This window comes from Staphylococcus sp. EG-SA-15 (assembly GCF_017151895.1).
GTDB classification, from domain to species: domain Bacteria; phylum Bacillota; class Bacilli; order Staphylococcales; family Staphylococcaceae; genus Staphylococcus; species Staphylococcus aureus.
This window is the reverse complement of the sequence record NZ_JACVZN010000038.1, coordinates 1-25748: the sequence shown is the minus strand read 5'-3', so window position 1 is coordinate 25748 and position 25748 is coordinate 1. Positions and strand designations below refer to the sequence as shown.

Below are 25748 nucleotides of genomic sequence, written 5' to 3'. Positions count from 1 at the left end.
TGTGTCATAAGTCACCATTGCAGAAATAGAAACAACTAATAAGAATAAAAGTTTAACAGTCGCATTTAATTGATGAATACGACTATTTCCCGGGTGAAAACCTATAGTATTATATTGATTCATTGGCGTCTCACCTTCCTATCATGGTCAATAAATAATTGTACTAATTTCTGTGGCTCGCTAATCCCTATATATTCGGCCATTTCAAATAGCGATGTTTGTCTCAATGATGCAATCTCACAGATTTTTTTATCATTTAATACCAATACTGGCGTGGTATCAGCAACGACTTGTCCTTTTGATAATACAATTGTTCTTGAACTATACTCAGACAATAAATGCATATCATGCGTAATCATAATAATCGTCTTCCCCTGTCTGTTTAGCTCAATTAAAAATGACATTATCTCATTATAATGATAGAAATCTTGACCAGCAGTCGGTTCATCCAATATGATTATTTCCGGATTTAAGACTAAAACAGATGCTATAGTGACCCTCTTTTTTTGACCATAGCTTAAAGCTGCAATTGGCCAATTCCGAAATGCATAAAGTCCGCATATTTTGAGCACATTCTCTACTCGTATCTTTATATCTGATTCTTTCATACCTCGTGCTCTTAACCCTAATGCTACTTCATCGTAAATCATTTTTTCAGAAATCATATGATTTGGATTTTGCATCACATAACCTACGAATTCAGATCGTTCGCTAATTGACAATTGATTAAATCCCCTATTACAAAATTGGATATTACCTGTTATATCTAAAAATCCACAAATTGCTTTAGCAAGTGTTGATTTGCCGGCACCATTGTGACCAACTATACTAAGCATTTCTCTTCTATAAACATTTAATTGAACATTATTAAGTACACTATTACTATAGTCACTATATTGAACACATACCTCATTTAATTCTAATAGCGGTTCAGATTTGTACTTATTATCATTATTTGCAGATGTTTCATCTATCCATTTTTTCACTTTAAATTTAACATGTTCACTCATACAAACGTCACGTAAATTCGCTAAGTTATCAATGGATTCGACATCTACTTCTGCATATTTAAGCGCTGTACAGTATAATGGTTCACGTATGCCTGCTTCTTTAAGCTTAGATGATTTTAGCAAATCACTAGGCGTTGTATTAGCGATGATTTTTCCATCTTTAAAAAGAAGAACTCTATCAAACGTATCATCTAATGATTCTTCTAATCGATGTTCGACAATAATCATCGTTGACTTTGTTTCTTCATGAATATTGTTTAACAATCTCAGCGTTTCATGTCCTGTCGCAGGATCTAAATTGGCCAGCGGCTCATCCAATATTAAAATAGGCGTACGATGGATTAATATACCACCTAATGAAACGCGTTGTTTTTGACCTCCAGATAAATCTTGCGGTCGGTGATTTAAATGTTCTATCATGCCAACTTTTTCAGCCCAATAACTTACATTTTTCTTCATATCATCTTGTTCAACACAATTATTTTCTAATAAAAAGGCCATATCTTCAGCTGCTGTTAAGCCTATGAACTGTCCATCTGTATCTTGTAAAACTGTACCAACAACATTAGATCTATCATGTAAACAACTAACGGTTGCATCTTGATTATTTATATATAGTTCCCCGGTTATGTTACCTTTAGTTTTAAATGGAATTAATCCGTTTATGCAATTTGCAAAAGTCGATTTGCCACTACCTGAAGCACCAACTACTAGCACTTTTTCTCCTGGATAAATATCAACATTTATATTCTGTAATGTAGGTGTTGCTTGACTATGATATTGAAAACTAAAGTCTTTGAACGAGATAATTGGTTCAGTCATGATATATCATTACCTTTCTACATTCATTTACATATCTGATTCAACAAAATGATTATTCTTTACGTAAACTACCTTTTTTTATTTGAGATGAAGCATATGCTTTTAATAATATTGTCCCAATAATACCAACTGAAATAATATTTAATACTGCAGAGATAACACCTTGTGTATAAACCTTGTTAGCCGGTTCGTTATAAATCAAAATATCTAATGTTGGTGCAATAAGTGCCCAGCAAATAATATTCGCAATAATTTGACCGATATTAAAATAAATCATCGATTTCCTAGAAAATAGGCCTGAAGAAAGATTTAATTTTAGGCCAATCCATCCATATAAACAGCCTATAATTCCTGAACAAATAACCCAACTCCACCAAGCACTACCGTATGTCGTGAAATCTTTAATAGCGTGTCCAACTAATCCAGTCATTAAACCAGCAAAAGGCCCAAATATTGCAGATATTAATGCTAAAAATGCATAAGATGTTTCTATATTCGTATTAGGAAAACCTGTTGGTATTACAACAAAACGCCCTAAAATCACAAATACCGCTGCTCCTATACCAATCGCAACAACAGTTTTAACTGAAATATCTTGTTTTTTCATCTTCATTACTCCTTACATAAAAAATTCATTAAATTGATGGTGCTTTAGATAAATGAATCGTCCAATCATTTCCAGTACCAATATGATATAAATCTGAAAATGAGTCTTGATTGACTGCTACACCAATATTTACTAGCGAGTTAACATACACAAGAGGTTCACCCACATTAACATCTGCAAACGATCGCGCAAATTTAATAATATTTTGATAGACTTTCTTATCTTGATGATAAATTGTTACCACCAAATTATTACCATGAACAATTTCCAAGGATTTTAAGAATGCCAATGGAATATTTGTCCATAATGACCCAAATCTGATATCTAAAATATCAATGCTTCCTGTAACAGAATCCTCATTTTTTGTCGCTTCTCTTATTTCTAATGCCTCAATACTATCAACATTAATTGCCTGACCGAGACGTTCAAACGCTATCTTATTTGCAGCTAATCTCGCACCATTGTATGCATAAACATCTCTACCATGAAAAGTATGACTTTCTTCCGAATGAGGCAATCGGCTTTTCACTTCATCAATTTCGATAACTTTTTTAATACCTTCGTAATGTTTAATATGACTTAAAGAACCATTATCAGGTGTAATAATGTAATGACCTGAATATGTTAAGCAAGCAATGCTCCGCCTATCACTACCTACACCCGGGTCTACCACTGATACAAAAACTGTGCCTTTAGGCCAGTATTTTACAGTTTGATATAAACGATATGACGCTACCCAAATGTCATACGGTGGTATATCATGCGTTAAGTTTTCGACACGTATATCATCACTTACAGTATATGCAACTCCATACATTGCACTTACAGCGCCATCACTAAGTCCAAAATCTGATTGCAAAACCAAATAATTTCCCATAAAATGCCTCCTTTTTTAAAACTTCAAAAAAATATAATCTACATATTTAACGTTCTATATTTTGAATTTTCAGAATTATATTAAAATAGTACGAGTCACTTGATGCAAAGTCAATAGTAGTGACTATAAAAATGATAATAATAGTCAGATTTATCTCATTAACTAAATTTCACGGACTTGTAATCACTTCTTTATGTTTGAATTAATTGACTAGGGTATAACAATAGTGTGGTGTTTTATAGGTCATTCTTTAAATACATCACAGAAAATATTCGAATTCGAAATAAAATGCTTGCATCTTTGTTTTTTAGGTGGTATCGTATGTATATCAAGTATAAAAAATATATCTAAGAGATAAAAATATGGAGGTTTTATATTATGACTAACTTTACTTTTGATGGTGCACACAGTAGTTTAGAATTCCAAATTAAACATTTAATGGTTTCTAAAGTGAAAGGTTCATTTGATCAATTTGATGTAGCTGTTGAAGGAGATATTAATGACTTCAGTACTTTGAAAGCTACTGCAACAATTATTCCAAGCTCAATTAACACTAAAAACGAAGCACGTGATAACCACTTAAAATCTGGTGATTTCTTTGGTACTGATGAATTTGATAAAATCACGTTTGAAACAAAATCAGTTACTGAAAACAAAGTTGTTGGTGATTTAACAATTAAAGGTATCACTAACGAAGAAACATTCGACGTTGAATTCAACGGAGTAAGTAAGAATCCTATGGATGGTTCTCAAGTAACAGGTATTATTGTTACTGGTACAATCAATAGAGAAAAATATGGCATTAACTTTAACCAAGCACTTGAAACTGGTGGAGTAATGCTAGGTAAAGATGTGAAATTCGAAGCATCAGCTGAATTTTCAATCTCAGAATAATCTCATTACACAATCCTCATTGTTTTAATATATATACGAAATGCCAACTATATCATCCCTAGGTATAGTTGGCATTTTTTAACCTCTAAATTAAAAATCATATTTAACTTAATTGATAATAACACCATAAAGTAACAATGATATTGATGAAATTAAAAGTAATACACTAGATAAAATATCTAGCCTTTTATCTTTTTTATCCCTTATTCTATTTGTCAAAAGTGCTCCAACTGCAACTAAAACTAGTATTGTACAAAAAATATAAATAGCCAAAATAAACAACTCCTTATTAAATTGGCATTGGCTTCATTAGAAATAATCAAGAAAATTCTTCTTTATACTTTCTTATATTAAATATTGCCTATTTACGTTATACAAAACTTCATTTTACAAATTGAAGCAAATTATATTTAACTTCTAAATTAAAAATCGCTAAGATTTAAACTTATATTTAGACGCCTTTCATTCAGGTAGGTCTTATTGAAACTGAAAACTTTGGTGCCCTTTTGCAAAGCCATTAACTGTATAAAGCATAGATCCTCCGCCCATTTCTATATCATTGGAACAAATGATGAGTTGATTTGTTCTAGGTATAAATTGCGGATGAGTAGAACGTAACATATGCCCTTCATCTCGGCCTGGTATCAATATTTGTCCTATTGGATAACCCCTTTTATTAAAAACTAACACTCGACCTTGACCATACATTGCTACGTATAAATTATCGTCACTATCAATACAACATGAGTCTGGTCCTTCATGACCTGTAAAATAGTACGGTATAGTAGCTCCAAATGGTTGTATCGTCACACCATCATCTTCAAGTGCAATGCGATGTAATCGATTGGCTGTAGTTTCTGTTACCCATAGTACTTTTTCATCTGTACTTAAAGCAATACCATTTGCTACGCTAATATTTTGAATGATAGGCGTCACTGTTCTAAAGTCCGGCGAAACATAATAAACGCCTCCTAGTGGATTGGTAGAGTATCCTCTAAAATCTGTAAAATAAAATCCACCTTTAGAATCAAATACCATGTCATCAATACAATATGCTGTTGAAAGATCTTCAATAATATCTTGTAAGTTGTCACCATTTTCTGTAGCTGCAAAAATGCCTCCTGTAGATTTAAAATCTCCTAAATAACAAACGAATAATCGGCCATCTTTATGTATTTTGATTGCTGCAGGATTCGCTTTGTGACTTACAAAAGGTCGTTTGATTTCCTTCGTTTCAGGATTGATTTTGAAAATATTGCCTTCGAATACATCCAATAAAAAGAGTTGTCCCTGCCGATCAAAGTTCAATCCTTCTAGTTGCAATCCTTTTTTGGAAATTTCAAGCCATGGTTCAGCTGTAATTGTTTGTAATTCACTTTCAGATATAATTGGAACAGCACTATTGGACTTCCCGCTATAAAATAATGTAGGTAAATCTTGTTGTGACATCATGATCATTCCTTTCATTTCATTCGTTTTAACTATCATTTACATTTTAAACAAGATAACTATCAAATAAAATGATAACGGTTTCATTTATCTATTTTATCGGTCTAGTGGCTGATTTCAAGCTAGAAATATTGAATGACAATACAACTCTGTTAAAATGATGGACGTAGATAAATATGCGTATTGACGCTTTATTTTAAAAATTAACATGCTTATAACATGTTTATAGAAGGAGATTAACCTATGAACTATCAAGTTCTTTTATATTATAAATATACGACGATTGATGACCCTGAACAGTTTGCTCAGGATCACTTAGCGTTTTGCAAAGCACACCATTTAAAAGGTAGAATTCTTGTTTCTACAGAAGGTATTAACGGCACATTATCTGGTACAAAAGAAGAAACCGAACAATATATGGCACATATGCATGCCGATGAACGATTCAAAGATATGGTGTTTAAAATTGATGAAGCTGAAGGACATGCTTTTAAGAAAATGCATGTACGTCCTCGAAAAGAAATCGTTGCTTTAGATTTAGAAGATGACGTCGATCCAAGACACACAACTGGCCAATATTTATCACCTGTAGAATTTAGAAAAGCTCTTGAAGATGATGACACAGTCATTATTGATGCACGTAATGATTATGAATTTGATTTAGGTCATTTCCGAGGTGCAATTCGTCCAAATATCACACGTTTTAGAGATTTGCCTGACTGGATTAAAGAGAATAAAGCGTTATTTGCAGATAAAAAAGTGGTTACGTACTGTACTGGTGGCATTCGATGCGAAAAATTTTCTGGATGGCTTTTAAAAGAAGGTTTCGAAGATGTAGCTCAACTTCATGGCGGTATTGCTACATATGGTAAAGATCCTGAAACAAAAGGTGAATATTGGGACGGTAAAATGTACGTATTTGATGACCGTATCAGTGTTGATATCAACCAAGTTGAAAAAACAATTATTGGTAAGGATTGGTTTGATGGCAAACCATGTGAACGTTATATTAATTGCGCTAACCCAGAATGTAATAAACAAATATTAGTTTCTGAAGAAAACGAAACTAAATATTTAGGTGCATGCTCTTATGAATGTGCTAAACATGAGCGTAATCGTTATGTTCAAGCAAATAATATTAGTGATAATGAGTGGCAACAACGTTTAACAAACTTTGATGATTTACATCAACATGCTTAGTTTTAATTAAATACCTTTCAAAACACGCTTTGAAAATCCGATTTATAAAGGTTTTTCAAGGCTGTTTTTTATGCGCATACATAACCTGATATGTTTTTAATTATGCGCGTGTTATACTAAATTAAATTTTAATACTGCGGGGTGTCTTAAAATGCACATTTTAGTAACAGGGTTTGCGCCTTTTGACAATCAAAATATCAATCCCTCATGGGAAGCTGTGACTCAACTAGAAGATATTATTGGCACACATACAATCGATAAATTAAAACTACCAACCTCTTTTAAGAAAGTAGATAATATTATAAATAAAACGTTGGCATCTAATCATTATGATGTTGTACTAGCTATAGGACAAGCTGGTGGTAGAAATGCCATTACCCCAGAACGTGTCGCCATTAATATTGATGATGCACGTATTCCAGATAATGATGATTTTCAACCTATTGATCAAGCCATTCACTTAGACGGTGCGCCAGCTTATTTTTCAAATTTACCAGTTAAAGCAATGACTCAAAGTATTATTAATCAAGGACTTCCTGGAGCACTTTCAAATAGCGCAGGTACATTTGTTTGTAATCACACACTTTATCACTTAGGTTATTTACAAGATAAGCATTACCCTCACCTACGATTCGGATTTATTCATGTGCCATACATACCAGAGCAGGTCATTGGTAAACCCGATACACCATCTATGCCATTAGAAAAGATAGTTGCAGGTTTGACTGCAGCCATTGAAGCTATTTCTAATGATGAGGATTTACGTATAGCTCTAGGCACAACGGAATAGTTATAAATGCACAAACAAAAGCACCCTAATTTGTTAGTTTAAGTCTAACTTTAGGGTGCTTTTGGATGATTGGTATACAGTTTTACTATAATGATGTATTTTAGCTAAACGACATTGTTTAGTCTTCTTTTTTTAACTTCCTAAAATTTACAAATGTATAAATAATAAATGCTATATTTAGAATGATGAGTATACTTACTGAAACTAAATTAAAAGTGTCTGGTTCTTTACTAAAGATAGATGCTATCCTTGCTATCAAACTTGGCAATGAAATTACCAACACGATGAGCGCATAAATTTTCTGTTTAATTAAAATACAAGTTCCAATAACTAATATTAAAAATGTTATCCCAATAATGAAACTCTGTTTGTCACTTAACTCAAAGAAACTATAGATAGGATATTTTTTAATAATCAAGCCACCTAAAATCATCCATAAAAATACGATAATTCCATAAGTCACATTTATAACATATGTTATTTTTTGGTCACCAAATCGGACTAATGTATTGCGTAGAATCAGCATACCAATGACAACACCTAAAATAACGATACTAGCTATATACAATAAAAATGCAATTGTCACATCGAATGTACCCAAATCTAAAAACATAGGAATTATAATGACTGCTAAAGCAAAAGCGAAGTACAACGTAATATATTTATATAAACCGGTAGTAAGACTTATCTCAGGTGATAACTGATCAGCCATTGACTTAATCGGTGTATTAATAATTGAACTTGTATCTTCGTTATTTTTTTCAGCCATAGTTAAATGATCTTCGAGCTCTTCCAATAGTTCTTCTACTTCTTCTTCAGTTTTACCTCTAAATAACAATTCAACACGTAATTTTTCCAAAAAATCTTGAGACTGTTTACTTAACATCGTTTTCCCCTCCAAACAAGTTAATCATTCCTTTATTCAAAGCTTGCCATTTTGATTTAAATACTTTTAATTCCTTTAAACCTGACTCGGTAATCGTATAGTACTTTCGCCTTGGGCCACCATTACTAGATTTTTTTATTGTCGTATCAACGTATCCTTTTTTGTTTAAACGCATTAAAACTGGATAAATACTACCTTCACTTATCTCTGGAAACTCTTGATTCTTAAGTTTCGTCATAATTTCATATCCATATGTTTCGCCTTGGGCAATGAGACCTAATATTGCCCCATCTAAGAGACCTTTCATAATCTGATTTGACACTGACATTTTCATCACCTACTATCTTACATTATAAGATAGTACATTGAGGACTTTTCGTCAACTATCTTATATTGTAAGGTAGTTGTTGTACACATTCCTTAAATGACTAACAACTTTGTTAATAGGGTAATACTTACGGAAGTATATTTTATTTATGGGGGAGGAATTAATAATGACTACAAAAACAGTATTTGATGTCATTGATATGGGGTTAGGATATTTAGTAAATGTGTATGATGCTTGGAAAGTTGAAAAGGTACTTGATGATTATCATAAGCCTTTTTCTAATACCATTCATTGGCAATTTGGGCATGTATTAACAATTTTTGAATCGGCCTTAGCTGTTGCTGGTAAAGAGAATATTGATTTAAATATCTATAGACCTTTATTCGGAAATGGTTCGTCTCCAGATGAATGGAAGGATGAAGTACCGAGTATTGAAAAGATTTTAGAAGGTCTCCAAACATTACCTGAACGTGCACGAAATCTAACTGATGATGATTTAGCAATTGAATTGAAACAAACAATTGTCGGTTGTAATAACTTAGAAGAGTTATTAGTATTAAATGCCATTCACATCCCACTTCATGCTGGTAAAATTGAAGAGATGTCTCGTATATTAAAAAATTTAAAATAAATATGTGCTTATTAACCGTTAACAACACGTTAACGGGGTTTTTATTTGTTTAAAAGGTCACTTTTTTAAATTTAATAAATACCATCTATACCAGTTCTTCACCGATTCTCGAAAAATAATTATATTAATGATTTCGTTAATTTAATTTTATATTTAATTATTACTGTACATCTTTTGTAGTTAGCTTTATTCTTAAATTGAAATATGTATAAAACATAGAAAGAAGGACGTTTTAACATGGAAAACACGGTTAAATATCGTAAGTTTATACTCCCTATCGTTGTAGGTCTCCTTATTTGGGCACTTACACCTTTTAAACCGGATGCTGTGGATCCAACAGCATGGTATATGTTCGCAATATTCGTCGCGACAATCATTGCTTGTATTACACAACCGATGCCAATTGGGGCCGTCTCTATAATTGGATTTACAATCATGGTACTCGTTGGCATTGTTGACATGAAAACGGCTGTCGCTGGTTTTGGTAATAATAGCATTTGGTTAATTGCTATGGCATTTTTCATTTCGAGAGGATTTGTGAAAACAGGTCTTGGTAGACGTATCGCACTTCATTTCGTCAAATTATTTGGTAAAAAAACATTAGGCTTAGCATATTCTATCGTCGGTGTAGATTTAATTCTAGCGCCTGCTACACCAAGTAATACCGCGCGTGCCGGTGGAATCATGTTCCCAATTATCAAATCACTTTCTGAATCATTTGGTTCGAAACCGAAAGACGGATCAGCACGCAAAATGGGTGCATTTCTTGTTTTCACAGAATTCCAAGGTAATTTAATTACTGCGGCTATGTTTTTAACTGCAATGGCCGGTAACCCCCTTGCACAAAATTTAGCATCTAGCACATCTAATGTTCACATTACATGGATGAATTGGTTCCTAGCTGCTTTAGTTCCTGGACTTATTTCCTTAATTGTTGTACCTTTTATTATTTATAAAATTTATCCACCAACTGTTAAAGAAACACCAAATGCTAAGAGTTGGGCTGAAAATGAATTAGCGACTATGGGTAAAATCGCTTTAGCTGAAAAATTTATGATTGGTATTTTTGTCGTTGCGTTAACACTATGGATTGTCGGAAGTTTCATTCATATTGATGCAACTTTAACGGCCTTTATTGCGTTAGCATTGTTATTATTGACAGGCGTCTTAACATGGCAAGACATTTTAAACGAAACAGGTGCTTGGAACACATTAGTATGGTTCTCAGTATTAGTGTTAATGGCCGACCAATTAAACAAGCTTGGATTTATTCCTTGGTTAAGTAAATCCATTGCTACAAGTCTTGGTGGCTTAAGCTGGCCTATAGTACTGGTCATTTTAATATTGTTCTACTTCTATTCACATTACTTATTTGCAAGTTCTACAGCACATATCAGTGCGATGTATGCAGCATTACTAGGCGTTGCCATCGCAGCCGGTGCACCACCATTATTCAGTGCATTAATGTTAGGTTTCTTCGGTAACCTATTAGCTTCAACAACACACTATAGTAGTGGCCCAGCGCCGATTCTATTCTCTTCAGGTTACGTGACTCAAAAACGTTGGTGGACAATGAACTTGATCTTAGGTTTCGTCTACTTTATTATCTGGATTGGTTTAGGATCACTTTGGATGAAAGTAATTGGTATATTTTAAAATATTTAAATTAGCGCTCGAATCTCATTGATTTGGGCGCTTTTTAATTTGTATTTAAAATCAACCTTTGCTAAATCAAGACTCCCTTTTTAAAATACGTTTATCCTTTAAATCATTGCGTGCTTCACTAAAAATCTATATAACGCTTTAAATCATTGCGTAACATCACAGAAAATACATTTCTGTATAAACGCGCTTCGTTGATTAACATTACGTATGCCCTCATAAATCATGAAATTAAAAACACCTTCGTTTAAATTCATTTTAAGTGCGAATTCAACGAAAGTGATTTATTTCATATTTAATGTTTCAAATTTATACAGCTGTCGCTGTTACTGCACACATACCTCAGTCTCACCTTATCATGACACAAAGGATATTGAAAACACGTATAATTATCTTTCCTCGTATTTTATAGGGTTTTTGCGACCGGATGTTTCTTCAATTTAATGTATTGAGAAAGACTATATAACACAATACCTGTCCAAATAAATATAAACGTAATTAATTGATCTATATTAAAAGGCTCTTTGAAAACAAATATGCCGAGTACAAACATTATTGTTGGTCCAACGTATTGAATAAATCCTATTAACGAAAGTGGAATACGTTTTGCCCCGGCTGAGAATAGGATTAGTGGTATTGCCGTAATAGCACCAGAAAATAACAACCAAAATGATGACATGTTCAATCCAAATGACATCTGATGTTGCTGCCATAAATAAATAACGTATATTAGTCCAGCAGGTGCGGTAACAATACATTCAATCGTAATACTGCTGATGGCATCAATATGTACTACTTTTTTCAATAATCCGTATGTACCAAAGGATAACGCTAATATAATAGAAACGATTGGGAATTCTCCAATCTTGAGCGTCATATATAATACACCGATGAATGCGAATAAAATAGCTAGCCATTCAAATTTATTGAATCTTTCTTTTAAAAAGATAAGTGCGAGCAAAATGCTAACAAGTGGATTTATATAATAACCTAAACTTGTTTGTAGGACGTGACCGTTCGTTACAGCCCAAATAAATGTACCCCAATTTAATGTAATGACATAGCCTGCTACGACAATCGCTAATAGCTGAATGGGCTTGCCTAACAATTGATTCATATCTCGTTGAAATGCATTGCGTTGTTTTTGTCCAACCGCGAGTATGAAAATCATGAATATTGCTGAAAATATAATACGAAAGGCTAAAATTTCAAATGCGCCTATTTCATCAACGAACTGCCAATATATAGGTAGTATTCCCCACAGAATGTATGCACTGAGTGCTAAAAATATACCTTTTTTATATTCTGTATTCACTTACATACCTCCTTACTCTCCCAAATTTTTAACATGTTACGCTCACTTGGTTATGCTAATATAACGATTTTACTAATAATATTTCGATAAAGATATCATTTTGTTTATATTTCCCACATTTATTCACCAACCACTAAACAATATTAATTTTATAAATAATTCTGTACAAATCAGGGTATATTGCCAGAAAGACTACCATACAACATAAAGGATGGATACAAATGACTTTACCTAAAATTGGAAAGCCTGCAACACGCGCGCTAAATTCACAAGATATATACACATTAGAAGCAGTATCACAATATACGAAGTCATCTCTAATGGAGATGCATGGCGTTGGTCCTAAAGCTATATCAATATTGGAACAAGCTTTATTTCAGCACCAACTACATTTTAAAACGGAAGTTCAGTCATCATTACCTTTTAAGTTAACAGGAGATGTGTCATGCAATCATGCGCCTAAACGTCAACAAATGATAGATTTTATAGTTGCTACAGCAGCATTAGATATTGAATTATTACGTTCACTGGTTACAACAGAATTTATTTGGTCTGTCCCTGGCCGCTTTGACATATACGGACCTCAAATATTAATTCAAGAACTATCTAATCATTACAATCAGGTTGCTAGTCTCAATATCCATTCCAGCATCACACATGGGTGCTTAGGTTCCATGCATGGTATTGAAATATTAAAAACTGGTAAAGAGATTCATTTTGCTCATTTTTTTGAATTTGAAAATCATAAAAAGGATGCCAAGTTAAGCAAAGTGACATCTTACATTGTTGTTGATTAATGTATCAAATTATATATATCGCAAAAAATTATTTTGCTGTTACATATATATTTTTATATAACAAATAATTTTGTATAACATTTTTGTTATATGAACACTTATTACTAGAGTGCACATTGAACATACAGTATGATTAAATATCATGTTATGAAAGAAGGATATATTTTGACTGTTTTTAAAAATGAGCGCTTAAGCTGGTTACCATACATAGCTATTGTCATTTTGTTACACGTTATTGGGTTTAGTTTTTTATGGATTGCTGGAAAAGACCATCATATCTTATTTGGTATGGGGATTCTTGCATATACATTAGGTTTACGTCATGCATTTGATGCTGATCATATCGCCGCGATAGATAATACGGTTCGCAAATTATTACAGCAACGCAAAGATCCATCTGGTGTGGGTTTCTATTTTTCAATTGGACATTCATCTGTCGTATTTTTAATGGCTGTTTTTTTAGGGGTATCTGTAAAATGGGCTAAAGATGAATTACCACATTTCCAAGATATTGGTGGAACGATTGGTACACTAGTTTCAGGTTTCTTTTTAGTGCTTATCGGTGTGTTGAATCTAATTATTTTAATCTCTTTAATTAACTTGTTCGCTAAATTACGTCGTGAACACATTGAAGAAGCTGAAGTCGATGCATTACTTGAATCTAGAGGATTTGTTTCTCGATTTGTAGGACCTTATTTCAAATTAATCACGCGTAGTTGGCACGTATTGCCACTTGGCTTTTTATTTGGACTTGGTTTTGATACAGCTAGTGAAATTGCGTTACTCGCTCTTTCTTCAGGCGCATCACAACAAGCCATTTCATTTATCGGAATCTTATCTTTACCAATTTTATTCGCATCAGGTATGAGTTTATTGGATACATTAGATGGTGTTGTAATGAAGTATGCCTATAATTGGGCATTCTTCAATCCTATTCGCAAAATCTATTACAATATAACGATTACTGCGATATCAGTCATGGCAGCATTAGTGATTGGGATGATTGAATTGCTACAAATTCTTGCTGATAAACTAGACTTACATGGTGCATTTTGGGCATTTATTAGTTCAATCGAATTTGATTATTTAGGCTATATTTTAGTTGCATTATTTTTAATTACTTGGCTTATTTCAAGTTTAATTTGGAAGTTTGGTCGCATAGAACACAAATGGTCTAAATAAAGTAACTTGTCTTGCAACTACCTTTGTATTGTTGCATTTTTAGACACCCTGCACACTTCTTCCATTATGCTACGCTCTCAGTAGTCATCTTTAAATCGTTTCTTTTAGAGATAACTTCATTTTGAGAGCGTATTTTTCTATTTAAAATGTATTTATCCAAAATTCAATGCTTTCGAATTTAAAATTTCAGTATTTCTGTTTAAAATTTAATTATAATCTTTAATACAGGAGGCGCTATGCTTATGAATATTGCGAAGTTAGAGAATTATTTACAAATTGATTCATCTCGTTATAATCGACCGAGTATTGAAGCATTAAATTATTATGCAACACGTTTTATGTTAACTGTACCTTTTGAAAATATTGATGTTCAAAATAGTAAGCCTATATCTATAAATATCGATGCACTTTTTAATAAAATTGTTCATGATAAACGTGGTGGTTTTTGTTATGAGTTAAATACATTTTTCAAAGCCTATTTACAACAAAAAGGATTTAATCCTGCATTAATGTCAGCTACTATTCACACACCCGGTGGCGGTCGTAGTCTGAACGGTTCACATGCTTCACTTGTTGTTTCTATAAATGATGTATTCTATGTAACTGATGTTGGCTTTGGAGACTTACCTCTACATGCCATTCCTATTACTTCATCTGAGCATACACAACCAATTACTGATATCAGTGGTACATTCCGCGCTATTTTTAACAACGAAGACAAGGATATTTTCTATGTTCAAAAATTCGAAAATGATCATTGGCATACAAAATATGAAGCTGAATTCAAACCTAAACAAATAGAAGATTTTAATAGCAACATCGAATATAATCAAACGCATCCAGATTCAATATTTGTACAGCATTTATTAATTACAATGCCACAATCATTTGGCCGTGCTACAATGTCTGAAAATCATTTAACTTTAACAAGGAATGGTAGCTCAGAAAAATTTGATGTCACTAAAGATAACTATAAACATTTTTTAGAAAAATATTTTGGACTAAATGTAACTATTAATCGTATTGAAAAACAATAATAGTAAAATATAAAAATATGGGCGTATCTTACTTATTGTAGGTAGCGCCCCTTTTTTATGCTTCATAAACACAACAAAAAGGATATGACACAAACTTCATGTCACACCCTTCTTTTGAACCGCTTCATTTTACTTAAGCAAGTGCATCTACAACATAAATGACACCTACGAATACAAATGCAATAGCAATCATCGTCGAAATAAAGACGATACCCATTAATGGATTAAATAATAAAATGACACCGAAAACAATACCTAATAAATTAAAAATCACTGAAATTAGTTTTAAGCTACCACTACCCGTAAACGTAAATAATCCTGCAATAGAACTAAAAATGAACCAGAATGCAAACATGTAGATAAAAAATGCCGAGCTAGCGCCAACATTAAAAATGACAATAAGACCAAAGAGAATATCTACAATCCCCATAAACAGAATCCAATTTTGGTTACCACCTACTAAAGCTTTTGCTTTTCTACGGTAAATGATTTGAATCACACCGTTAATTAATACAAACAGTCCAATCAACCAGGTAATAGCATAAAAATTTTCAATTGGAAATGTAAAAATAACGACTGCCAACATTAATAATAATACACCCATTATTAAACTAGACCATTTAATACCTTGGTTTCCTTTTGCCATAACAATCAATTCCTTTCAAATAAAGCCCTCTTTTAATTTTTACAAAAAATTTATTATACAATAATTAAATTCCCTTTTCTCAATTTACACAAACATCATCACTTAGAAAGCACCATTGCTTTTGTCTAATATGTACGATGAATCTGTATCCTCACTCAAAAATCTACTACGTAGCGATAGCTTTCAACTCTGTAAGGTTCAAACATTGAATTGTAAGTTTAGATAAAGGCTACTACTCCAAACATTATTTAAAATGAAATTAAATACAAAAGGAGTGAGACTATGACAATATTATCAGTGCAACATGTTTCAAAAACATACGGTAAAAAGCACACATTTCAAGCACTTAAAGATATTAACTTTGACATACAAAAAGGCGAATTCGTTGCGATTATGGGGCCTTCTGGATCAGGTAAGACAACCTTATTAAATGTACTAAGTTCAATTGACCAAATTTCTAGCGGTAGCGTGATTGCTAACGGACAAGAGCTTAATAAACTTAATCAAAAAGCACTTGCCAAATTCCGTAAAGAATCATTAGGTTTCATCTTCCAAGATTACAGTATTCTGCCGACATTAACTGTTAAAGAAAACATTATGTTACCTTTATCTGTTCAAAAAATGTCGAAGGCAACAATGGAAGAAAATTACAAAGCGATCACGACAGCATTAGGTATTTATGACCTAGGAAATAAATACCCTAGCGAATTATCTGGTGGTCAACAACAAAGAACTGCAGCAGCGAGAGCATTTGTTCACAAACCACAAATCATATTTGCAGATGAGCCAACAGGCGCACTCGACTCGAAAAGTGCAAATGACTTATTACAACGTTTGGAAGAAATGAATAAATCGTTTGATACAACTATTGTCATGGTTACACATGATCCGGTTGCAGCAAGTTTTGCAGAACGTGTCATCATGCTAAAAGATGGCCAAATTCATACACAACTTTATCAGGAAGGACGTTCTAAACAGGCCTTTTATGAAGACATTGTACATCTTCAATCAGTATTAGGTGGTGTCTCAAATGACATTTAACCATATCGTTTTCAAAAACTTACGCCAAAACTTAAAACATTATGCAATGTATTTATTTTCATTATTTTTTAGCATCGTCTTATATTTCAGTTTTACAACCTTACAGTTTACTAAAGGTGTAAATAATGACGACTCGATGGCCATCATTAAGAAAGGTGCTTTAGTCGGATCAATATTTTTATTTATCATTATTGTCATCTTTTTAATGTATGCCAATCATTTATTCGTGAAACGTCGTACACGTGAATTTGCGCTATTTCAGTTGATTGGTTTAACACGACAAAACATTTTGAAAATGTTAGCACTTGAACAAATGATTGTATTTTTAATCACAGGTGTTGTCGGTGTATTATGTGGCATTGCAGGTGCACAATTATTGCTTTCCATAGTATCTAAATTGATGTCGTTATCGATTAACCTATCGATACATTTCGAACCTATGGCCCTTGTTTTAACTATTTTCATGCTAATTATTGCGTATGTACTGATTTTATTTCAAAGTGCTTTATTTCTAAAAAGACGTAGTATCTTATCAATGATGAAAGATTCAATTAAAACTGATGCCACAACTGCTAAAGTAACGACTGCAGAGGTTATTTCAGGCGTATTAGGTATTGCTATGATTGCAATAGGCTATTATATGGCGACAGAAATGTTTGGTACGTTCAAAGCACTAACTATGGCTATGACATCACCGTTTATCATTTTATTTTTAACGGTTGTAGGCGCCTATTTATTCTTCAGAAGTTCCGTGTCACTTATTTTTAAAACATTGAAAAAATCAAAAAATGGACGCGTATCTATTACCGATGTTGTATTCACATCGTCTATTATGTACAGAATGAAGAAAAATGCGATGTCTTTAACTATCATTGCAATTATTTCTGCAGTTACAGTAACTGTTTTGTGTTTTGCGGCATTATCTAAATCAAATACAGATCAAACCCTTACATCTATGGCACCAAATGAATTTAACGTGGTCGCTACTCAAGATGCTAAACAATTTGAAACTAAACTAAGCCAACAACAAATTACATTTTCTAAAAATGCTTACGAAACTATTACTGTAGATAATGTTAATGATCAGGTTATTACTTTGGAAAATGGTAGTGATTCAGGTCGCACGAATTCTATTTTAAGTGCAAATAACAAGTTAACAGGCAACAATGCCATCATTACAAATACAAAATCGCTGCCTAACGTGATTAATATTCATTTAAACAAAGATTTAGTAGTAAAAGGTACAAAGAATGAGACTTTCCGTGTTACACAAGAAGACAAAGACAAGGTTTATCCTTTAAATCTAAGCTTCAACTCACCTGTCATCGAAGTAAGTCCTGAAAAGTATCAGCAGTTGAAAACACAAAATAACGTTCATACTTTTTATGGATATGATATTAAACAAACATCACAAAAGGAAAAAGCTCAAGCAATTGCAAAACAGTTTGGAGACAAAGTCATCACTTATGATGAAATGAAAAAAGAGGTCGATGCTACTAACGGTATTCTAATATTTGTTACATCATTTTTAGGATTAGCATTTTTAGTAGCAGCTGGATGTATTATTTATATTAAACAAATGGATGAAACTGAGGATGAACTAAGTAACTTCAGAATATTAAAACGCATAGGCTTTACGCATACAGATATGCTTAAGGGATTATTATTAAAAATTACTTTCAACTTCGGTTTACCATTATTGATTGCTATATTACATGCAGTATTCGCCGCAATAGCATTTATGAAATTGATGGGTAATATTTCCTTCATGCCGGTTATTGTAGTAATTGTTGTATACACCCTCATTTACATTACTTTTGCTTTAATTGCTTTTGTACATTCAAACAAATTGATTAAGAAAACCATTTAACACTTGTGATTAAAAGATGCTTCATTGAGATTTTGATTTTAAGCAATGCAGTATAACTATTAATTGATTTATAAAAAAGGAGAGATTGAATCATGAAATTTAGAGAATTAGTAAAACAATCATATGAGGATTTGAAAAATTTGACTGTAACTTGGTATAACGTCATTGCTTTAACAATACTTGTTATTGTATTAAGCTCATTCACAACACCAATGATAGGCATTCCAGCTGGTTTATTAGGTGGCTCTTATTATTTAAAACGTCGTGAAGAAAAAGGCAAGTAAGCACATTCCATCGGTATAGAACATTGCTATGACCTTTCAAGTCAGATTTTAATATCAACAAGTAGCGTTTATCGCTGCTTGTTTTTTATGGATTGCTTATAAAATCATCATGTTTAAACGATATGTCACTTTGAAAACTAGCAAACACCATAAAAGACTACAATTTTTTTATTTTTATAAACCCCTTTAAATCAACGTTTCTAAGGTTTTTAAAAATCTTTTTTAATTTATTTTCAAAAAACACTGTACATTATGCCAATATGAGCGTATAGTTGGTCTTACGTAATAAAAGCTCGTGAATTAAATTGTAGTGTATTTGTTTAGAATATCCTCTTTTTTAGTTATGAATTTGTTACAAATATTAAGTGCAAAAGCACATGGAGGTTTTCTATATGAATAACGGTACAGTAAAATGGTTTAACGCAGAAAAAGGTTTTGGTTTCATCGAACAAGAAAATGGCGGAGACGTATTCGTACATTTCTCAGGTATCGCTAGCGATGGCTACAAAACTTTAGAAGAAGGTCAAAAAGTTACTTTCGAAATCACTGAAGGTCAACGTGGAGACCAAGCAGTTAACGTACAAACTGTTTAATCTTACAAAATAAAACGACTCATTATAAATGAATCGCTTTGATTACCAACAAGGTTCTAAATCTTGTTGGTATTTTTTTATGCTATTTTGGATAATATGAGGCCATACCGCGATCATTTATAAAAACTTATTTGCCAGATACATACTAATCAAAGCTATAAGAATGATTGCACCAACAAATGCTATGAAAGAAAGTACACCTGTTTTTATATTTCTAGCTTTAGTCGTTTGTACTTCACTAGGATCTTTTCCATTCATAAAAGCAACAATTCGATCATAGTTATCCATTTTATGCACTTTTTTAAAGTCTTCTATTTTCATAGCTGCATAATAACCTATTCCATAAATGACTATCACCGTTATACCCCAAGCCCAATTCCAATAAACAATTAAAGGTCCTGTTAAAATTGCAGCTAATGTCATGAAAATAAGCATCACATATGTCCATAAGTTAAGACTTCGTTGCGCTTTAATATCAGGTACAAATGGAATGGTCCCTTTTACTAAATCATCTAAAGTTACATTGAACAATTCGCACATCATTAATAAGTTATGTATGTCTGGTAAGCTTTTGTCATTTTCCCAATTAGAAATACTCTGCCTAGATACATATAACTTTTCAGCAAGATATTCTTGTGAATAACCATCTCGTTCCCTATATTTTTTAATTTGTTTACTCAGATTCAATTACATACGCCTCCATTCAATTAGTACAATCATTACAATCAGACTATCAGATAAAGTTAAATCAAGTCACCTGTATGATTGACTAAATGTTTTGACATACGACAACATCGGGGTTCGAAGACTCCCTTAAGACAGACCTGTATAATTACGCGCTTGTAATTTTCTCAATGCCAACTTGAATTTCACTTATTAATGATGCAACTTTTCCATGCTATTCAATACTTGCGAAGTTAGTCCTATTTAAGAGATTACGTTCACACTATTTACTATTCGATTTTCCAGCTTTCCAACTATGCTTTTCTAATCTTTTTTGTGCTATAAATTCTACTGCTTCAAAAATACATACTGCACTGATGAACCAGCTTAGGAAACCAACAACAATGCTAATCAACCACATGTGCGTCATATGTAACATCATCCATGTAACTAAAATACAAACTAATACCCCTGTCATACCAAACACTGCGCCACGACTTACATGCACAGCGACTTTATCACCATATTGCATACCTGTAATAAACATAGACACTAAAAATACTGCCGGAAACGTTGCAAATATACCGCCAAATTCTTTCCAAGGTAGTGTTACAGATACAATATAACTTAATAATACTGCAAATCCCCCCACAAAAAATTTCATTAATGTTAATTTCATGATGTTCTGCCTCCAATAATTTATTACTTAATAACTGAATACAACTAATTATCACGCATTTTCCAAACTATAAATGTCTAATACTGAATATTGCGAGGGAAATAACAAACCAACAAACAACCGTGAATATTGCGCCTTTCCGATAACCTTTATGCTTAATGTAGAGAGATGTCAAAAATACAGTTAATATACAAGACAGAATACCGACAATTGCTCCAGTACTAAGATTCATCGACATCTCCACTAATTGCGTACCACGATGATCTAAAGCTAATGCGATAATAGCCGCAAGAAAGACTGCCGGCATAGTAGCTATAATACCTCCTAACTTACCACCTACCTTATCAGCAATAATTGAAGCTAATGCAACAGCGATACCACCAATGACAAAATGAAGAATTGCACTTCCAATTGAAAACATCTTCAACGTACCTTTCTATAATTAATTCAATACAAAACGTATCATTCACACAAAGTGTAAAACTTAAATTTTCTACTGTAAAGGCAACTCAAGCGATGTTCATAAAGCTTTCATGATACTTTCATAAACTAGCAATAAAGGGTTCAAATGAAAGTATATCCAGCTCAAATTATTGAAAATTACCATTAACTGTAATTTTCAAATCAACATATAAATATAAATTTTTATGTTTCACGTAAAACAAAAAAAAGACAAAGCTGTTATGATCTTAGCTTTGTCTTTTATGTGTTAGTCATCATGTATACGACATCCTACTACTAACGTTTATATATTCGAATTTTTATTTCATAATAATCTTCATGATCTTTGTCTTTATGCTCAACATGTAATCCTGTTTGTTGAATCGCTTGGATACTTTTGCCTACCTCATCTCGTGCTTGAGTGACATCTTGTGCAAAGCGAAGGTTTTGTGCTTTGACTTTTTCGGGCCCCGTTTTTTGGCGTACTCTATCTTCAGTCTGTTTCACATTTAGCTTTTGTGCAATGACTTGCTCAATCAACGCTTCTTGTTCGCTATCAGACAATGATAATACCGCTCTCGCATGGCGTTCAGTAATTTTACCTTCTCTTAAGCGAAGTAGTACTTTCGGCGCCAACTTCAATAAACGCAACTTATTTGCAATAAAGCTTTGACTTTTACCTAAACTTTTTGCCAATTCACTTTGCGTTGTATCACCAATTTCCAATAATTTCTTATAGGCTTCCGCTTCTTCAACAACAGACAAATTTTCTCTTTGAATATTCTCAATTAATGCAACAACAGCCGTCTCTTCATCATCCATATCACGAATAATAACGTCTGCTTGAGGTAAATTTAGTGATTGTATTGCTCTAAATCGGCGCTCTCCAGCAATAATTTCAAACATATCTTCTTCAATCGGTCTTACAACAATAGGTTGTAGTAAACCATGTTCATGTATTGATTCAGCAAGTTCTTTAATTTTATTTGGTTCAAACACCTGTCTTGGTTGATAACGGTTGGGAACGATACGTTCAATTTGAATGGATTCAACATTACTATTGCGATCTTCTTCAATATGTCCAATGATGTCATCTTTGTTTTTCAAACCAAATAATTTTGAAAAAGGTTTTTTCATTATCCATTCGCTCCTTTTATGTTAGTTGTAAAGGATTATGCATTATTTTTCAAGTAAAGGAGTCTTATTAGGCGTCCCTGGTTTTCTTGGATACTTTTTCGGCGTCTGTCTTTTTTTATCAATAATGAACATCTGGCGCTCTCCAGCATCTTCTGGCAATTCGAAAGTATGTGTTTCTGTAACATTACCACCTAACACACTAATTGCAAATTTTGCTTCTTCTAATTCTTCTTCACCTTTTGAAGATTTTAATGCAACAAACTGTCCACCTTTTTTAACTAGCGGTAAACACAATTCACTTAACACGGATAATCTAGCTACTGCTCTTGCAGTAACAACATCATAAGACTCCCTGTAGACACCCTTACCAAATGTTTCTGCTCTATCGTGTATAAAGCTGATATCCTGTAATTGTAATTCTGACGCTAAATGGTTTAAAAATTGAATACGCTTATTTAATGAATCAACAATCGTCACTTTTAACTGCGGAAACATTATTTTTAACGGAATACTTGGAAAACCAGCTCCAGCGCCTACATCACATATACTTATAGGCTGATTAAAATCAAAATAAAAACTAGGTGCAATGGAATCATAAAAATGTTTCAAATATACATCGTGTTCATCTGTAATACTTGTCAAATTCATCTTTTCATTCCATTCAACAAGTAAACGATAATATGTTTGAAACTGTTGTTTTTGAGTCTCAGTTAATTGAATATTATGTTCTTTTAATTGTTCTGCTAACCATTCTACAGTCATTAGTCACTCACCCTTTGGAGTTTACCTTGTTCTAAGTAAATCAATAATATAGATATGTCTGCTGGATTTACCCCTGATATTCTAGAAGCTTGTGCAATATTTAAAGGTTTTACTTCTGATAATTTTTCTCGCGCTTCAGTCGCCAAACTATCAATCTTACTATAATCTAAGTCTTCTGGAATTTTCTTCTCTTCCATACGCTTAACTTTCTCAACTTGTTGTAGTGATTTATTGATATAACCTTCATATTTTGTTTGTATTTCTACTTGTTCTTCAACATCTGCATTCAATTGATGTTCTTCTTCTAAAATTTCTAAAATTATATCGTAAGTCATTTCAGGTCTGCGTAATAAATCGATAGCTAAAATACCATCTTTTAAGCGAGAACCACCATGTTGTTCAATAATCGCTTGCGTATGTTCGTTTGGTTTAATACGAATATCTGATAAACGCTTAATTTCCGCATCAATTTGCTGACGTTTTTCATTAAAACGTGCATATCGTTCTTCAGAAATCATACCAAGTTCATATCCCATATCCGTCAATCTCAAATCAGCATTATCATGACGTAGTAACAAACGATATTCTGCACGTGATGTTAGTAAACGATAAGGTTCATTAGTACCTTTAGTTACAAGATCATCGATTAAGACACCAATATATGCATCTGAACGACTTAATATCTTTTCGCCTGTGTTTAACACTTTACCTGCAGCGTTAATACCTGCCATCAATCCTTGTCCTGCTGCTTCTTCATAACCAGATGTACCATTAATTTGACCTGCAGTATATAAGTTTTTAATCATTTTCGTTTCAAGTGTAGGCCATAACTGCGTTGGCACAATCGCATCATATTCAATTGCGTAGCCGGCACGCATCATATCTGCTTTTTCAAGACCTGGTATCGTCTCTAACATTTGACGTTGCACATGTTCAGGAAGACTTGTAGACAATCCTTGCACATATACTTCATTTGTATTACGACCTTCAGGCTCTAAGAAAAGTTGATGTCGCGGCTTATCATTAAATCGAACAAATTTATCTTCAATTGAAGGGCAATAACGTGGCCCGGTTCCTTTAATCATCCCTGAATACATTGCAGATAGATGTAAATTATCATCGATAACTTTGTGTGTTTCAGCATTAGTATACGTTAGCCAACATGGCAATTGATCTAATATATATTCTGTTGTTTCAAAGCTGAATGCACGACCTACATCGTCACCTGGTTGTATTTCAGTCTTCGAATAGTCAATTGTTTTTGAATTTACACGCGGTGGTGTACCTGTTTTAAAACGAACAATATCAAAGCCAAGTTCTCTTAAATTGTCTGATAATGTGATTGATGGTAATTGGTGATTTGGTCCACTTGAATACTTCATATTACCTAAAATGATTTCACCACGTAAAAATGTTCCCGTTGTAATAATTACTGCTTTAGATAAATACTCTGTACCAATATTTGTACGTACACCTTTAACTTCATTATCTTCTATAATAAGTTCGTCTACCATACCTTGCATTATATGCAAATTTTCTTCATCTTCAATCACGCGTTTCATTTCTTGTTGATAAAGTACTTTATCTGCTTGCGCTCTTAGTGCTCTTACAGCAGGTCCTTTACCTGTATTTAACATTCTCATTTGAATGTGTGTTTTATCGATTGTTTTTGCCATTTGTCCACCTAAAGCATCAATTTCACGAACAACGATGCCTTTAGCTGGTCCACCTACAGATGGGTTACATGGCATAAATGCAATATTATCTAAATTTATTGTTAGCATTAATGTTTTAGCACCACGTCTTGCAGATGCTAAACCTGCTTCTACACCTGCATGTCCCGCACCTATAACGATTACATCATATTCTTGAACCACAATATAAACCTCCTTATTTGATATCTTACTAGCCTTCTTAAGACGGTATTCCGTCTATTTCAATTACTATTTACCTAAGCAGAATTGACTGAATAACTGATCGATGAGTTCATCACTTGCAGTCTCACCAATAATTTCTCCTAATATTTCCCAAGTTCTAGTTAAATCAATTTGTACCATATCCATAGGCACACCAGATTCTGCTGCATCAATCGCATCTTGTATCGTTTGTCTTGCTTGTTTTAATAATGAAATATGTCTTGAATTA

General features: G+C 32.9%; 26 protein-coding genes and 2 pseudogenes. 12 read left to right on the top strand and 16 right to left on the bottom strand.

Translation table 11 applies throughout. The features are described from left to right. From IDG64_RS13075 to IDG64_RS13060, 4 genes and pseudogenes are all read right to left on the bottom strand, one after another. Positions 1-123, bottom strand: a pseudogene (locus IDG64_RS13075) (energy-coupling factor transporter transmembrane component T family protein); the annotation flags it as partial. Continuing rightward, positions 120-1832: an ABC transporter ATP-binding protein gene (locus tag IDG64_RS13070; RefSeq protein ID WP_000138652.1), complete on the bottom strand. Its 1713-nt coding sequence runs from the start codon at positions 1830-1832 to the stop codon at positions 120-122. The pseudogene IDG64_RS13075 and the gene IDG64_RS13070, both read right to left, overlap by 4 nt. Before the next feature lie 52 nt (positions 1833-1884). Continuing rightward, positions 1885-2439, bottom strand: coding sequence for an ECF-type riboflavin transporter substrate-binding protein (locus IDG64_RS13065; RefSeq protein ID WP_000743711.1), 555 nt, complete (start codon positions 2437-2439; stop codon positions 1885-1887). 28 nt (positions 2440-2467) lie between these two features. Further along, the gene (locus IDG64_RS13060; protein ID WP_000528922.1) at positions 2468-3316 is read right to left on the bottom strand and encodes an SAM hydrolase/SAM-dependent halogenase family protein; all 849 of its coding nucleotides are present in this window, start codon (positions 3314-3316) and stop codon (positions 2468-2470) included. A 378-nt stretch (positions 3317-3694) separates the two neighbouring features. Here IDG64_RS13060 and IDG64_RS13055 point away from each other — a divergent pair, with 378 nt between their 5' ends. Then, positions 3695-4210, top strand: coding sequence for a YceI family protein (locus IDG64_RS13055; RefSeq protein WP_000181123.1), 516 nt, complete (start codon positions 3695-3697; stop codon positions 4208-4210). Positions 4211-4687: 477 nt separating this feature from the next. Here the strand turns inward: IDG64_RS13055 and IDG64_RS13050 are convergent, their stop codons facing one another. Then, the gene (locus tag IDG64_RS13050; RefSeq protein WP_000082560.1) at positions 4688-5659 is read right to left on the bottom strand and encodes an SMP-30/gluconolactonase/LRE family protein; all 972 of its coding nucleotides are present in this window, start codon (positions 5657-5659) and stop codon (positions 4688-4690) included. Positions 5660-5902: 243 nt separating this feature from the next. On the opposite strand from IDG64_RS13050, the gene trhO reads away from it, so the two are divergent. Further along, complete coding sequence (trhO, locus tag IDG64_RS13045) at positions 5903-6859, top strand: oxygen-dependent tRNA uridine(34) hydroxylase TrhO (protein ID WP_001109284.1); 957 nt, start codon at positions 5903-5905, stop codon at positions 6857-6859. Positions 6860-7010: 151 nt separating this feature from the next. After that, the gene (gene pcp / locus IDG64_RS13040; RefSeq protein WP_000547834.1) at positions 7011-7649 is read left to right on the top strand and encodes a pyroglutamyl-peptidase I; all 639 of its coding nucleotides are present in this window, start codon (positions 7011-7013) and stop codon (positions 7647-7649) included. Positions 7650-7767: 118 nt separating this feature from the next. On the opposite strand, the gene IDG64_RS13035 is transcribed toward pcp, so the two are convergent. After that, positions 7768-8535, bottom strand: coding sequence for a membrane protein (locus IDG64_RS13035; RefSeq protein ID WP_000949563.1), 768 nt, complete (start codon positions 8533-8535; stop codon positions 7768-7770). After that, complete coding sequence (locus tag IDG64_RS13030) at positions 8525-8863, bottom strand: PadR family transcriptional regulator (RefSeq protein WP_000116727.1); 339 nt, start codon at positions 8861-8863, stop codon at positions 8525-8527. Before IDG64_RS13030 ends, IDG64_RS13035 begins: the two co-directional genes overlap by 11 nt. Positions 8864-9029: 166 nt before the next feature. Between IDG64_RS13030 and bstA the strand changes: the two genes are divergently transcribed. Next, complete coding sequence (bstA, locus tag IDG64_RS13025) at positions 9030-9494, top strand: bacillithiol transferase BstA (RefSeq protein ID WP_000208912.1); 465 nt, start codon at positions 9030-9032, stop codon at positions 9492-9494. Between the two features lie 237 nt (positions 9495-9731). Further along, on the top strand, positions 9732-11150 hold the full coding sequence (locus IDG64_RS13020; RefSeq protein ID WP_000432348.1) for an anion permease: 1419 nt from the start codon (positions 9732-9734) through the stop codon (positions 11148-11150). Between the two features lie 412 nt (positions 11151-11562). Here IDG64_RS13020 and rarD read toward each other — a convergent pair whose 3' ends face one another. Continuing rightward, on the bottom strand, positions 11563-12471 hold the full coding sequence (gene rarD / locus IDG64_RS13015; protein WP_001091180.1) for an EamA family transporter RarD: 909 nt from the start codon (positions 12469-12471) through the stop codon (positions 11563-11565). Positions 12472-12692: 221 nt separating this feature from the next. Between rarD and IDG64_RS13010 the strand changes: the two genes are divergently transcribed. The 3 genes from IDG64_RS13010 (at position 12693) to IDG64_RS13000 (ending at position 15487) form a co-directional block, all read left to right on the top strand. Next, the gene (locus IDG64_RS13010; RefSeq protein WP_000174566.1) at positions 12693-13268 is read left to right on the top strand and encodes a helix-hairpin-helix domain-containing protein; all 576 of its coding nucleotides are present in this window, start codon (positions 12693-12695) and stop codon (positions 13266-13268) included. 165 nt (positions 13269-13433) lie between these two features. Next, positions 13434-14450, top strand: coding sequence for a HoxN/HupN/NixA family nickel/cobalt transporter (locus IDG64_RS13005; RefSeq protein WP_000215638.1), 1017 nt, complete (start codon positions 13434-13436; stop codon positions 14448-14450). Positions 14451-14692: 242 nt separating this feature from the next. Beyond that, positions 14693-15487, top strand: coding sequence for an arylamine N-acetyltransferase family protein (locus IDG64_RS13000; RefSeq protein ID WP_001017421.1), 795 nt, complete (start codon positions 14693-14695; stop codon positions 15485-15487). A gap of 133 nt (positions 15488-15620) precedes the next feature. Here the strand turns inward: IDG64_RS13000 and IDG64_RS12995 are convergent, their stop codons facing one another. After that, the gene (locus IDG64_RS12995; RefSeq protein WP_001051870.1) at positions 15621-16133 is read right to left on the bottom strand and encodes an HdeD family acid-resistance protein; all 513 of its coding nucleotides are present in this window, start codon (positions 16131-16133) and stop codon (positions 15621-15623) included. A 282-nt stretch (positions 16134-16415) separates the two neighbouring features. Between IDG64_RS12995 and vraD the strand changes: the two genes are divergently transcribed. From vraD to IDG64_RS12975, 4 genes are all read left to right on the top strand, one after another. After that, positions 16416-17174: a peptide resistance ABC transporter ATP-binding subunit VraD gene (gene vraD / locus IDG64_RS12990; RefSeq protein ID WP_000154162.1), complete on the top strand. Its 759-nt coding sequence runs from the start codon at positions 16416-16418 to the stop codon at positions 17172-17174. Further along, positions 17164-19044 (top strand): peptide resistance ABC transporter permease subunit VraE, encoded by a 1881-nt coding sequence (gene vraE / locus IDG64_RS12985; protein ID WP_000143643.1) that lies wholly within the window; start codon positions 17164-17166, stop codon positions 19042-19044. The genes vraD and vraE overlap by 11 nt, the downstream gene beginning before the upstream one ends. Before the next feature lie 92 nt (positions 19045-19136). Beyond that, positions 19137-19328: a peptide resistance ABC transporter activity modulator VraH gene (vraH, locus tag IDG64_RS12980; RefSeq protein ID WP_000672039.1), complete on the top strand. Its 192-nt coding sequence runs from the start codon at positions 19137-19139 to the stop codon at positions 19326-19328. A 392-nt stretch (positions 19329-19720) separates the two neighbouring features. After that, complete coding sequence (locus IDG64_RS12975) at positions 19721-19921, top strand: cold-shock protein (RefSeq protein ID WP_001059079.1); 201 nt, start codon at positions 19721-19723, stop codon at positions 19919-19921. A gap of 117 nt (positions 19922-20038) precedes the next feature. Here IDG64_RS12975 and IDG64_RS12970 read toward each other — a convergent pair whose 3' ends face one another. From IDG64_RS12970 to IDG64_RS12940, 7 genes and pseudogenes are all read right to left on the bottom strand, one after another. Then, positions 20039-20608: a helix-turn-helix transcriptional regulator gene (locus IDG64_RS12970; RefSeq protein WP_001054120.1), complete on the bottom strand. Its 570-nt coding sequence runs from the start codon at positions 20606-20608 to the stop codon at positions 20039-20041. Between the two features lie 259 nt (positions 20609-20867). Further along, complete coding sequence (locus IDG64_RS12965) at positions 20868-21263, bottom strand: DUF3147 family protein (RefSeq protein WP_000779136.1); 396 nt, start codon at positions 21261-21263, stop codon at positions 20868-20870. A 67-nt stretch (positions 21264-21330) separates the two neighbouring features. Then, a complete protein-coding gene (locus tag IDG64_RS12960; protein ID WP_000491382.1) occupies positions 21331-21684 on the bottom strand; it encodes a DUF3147 family protein in 354 nt (117 codons plus the stop codon). A 317-nt stretch (positions 21685-22001) separates the two neighbouring features. Continuing rightward, positions 22002-22841, bottom strand: a complete 840-nt coding sequence (gene noc, locus IDG64_RS12955; protein WP_000742837.1) for a nucleoid occlusion protein — start codon at positions 22839-22841, stop codon at positions 22002-22004. Between the two features lie 42 nt (positions 22842-22883). After that, a complete protein-coding gene (gene rsmG, locus IDG64_RS12950; protein ID WP_000215594.1) occupies positions 22884-23603 on the bottom strand; it encodes a 16S rRNA (guanine(527)-N(7))-methyltransferase RsmG in 720 nt (239 codons plus the stop codon). Next, a complete protein-coding gene (mnmG, locus tag IDG64_RS12945) occupies positions 23603-25480 on the bottom strand; it encodes a tRNA uridine-5-carboxymethylaminomethyl(34) synthesis enzyme MnmG (protein ID WP_000249657.1) in 1878 nt (625 codons plus the stop codon). The genes rsmG and mnmG overlap by 1 nt, the downstream gene beginning before the upstream one ends. A 66-nt stretch (positions 25481-25546) precedes the next feature. Beyond that, positions 25547-25748 (bottom strand): annotated as a pseudogene (locus tag IDG64_RS12940) (tRNA uridine-5-carboxymethylaminomethyl(34) synthesis GTPase MnmE); the annotation flags it as partial.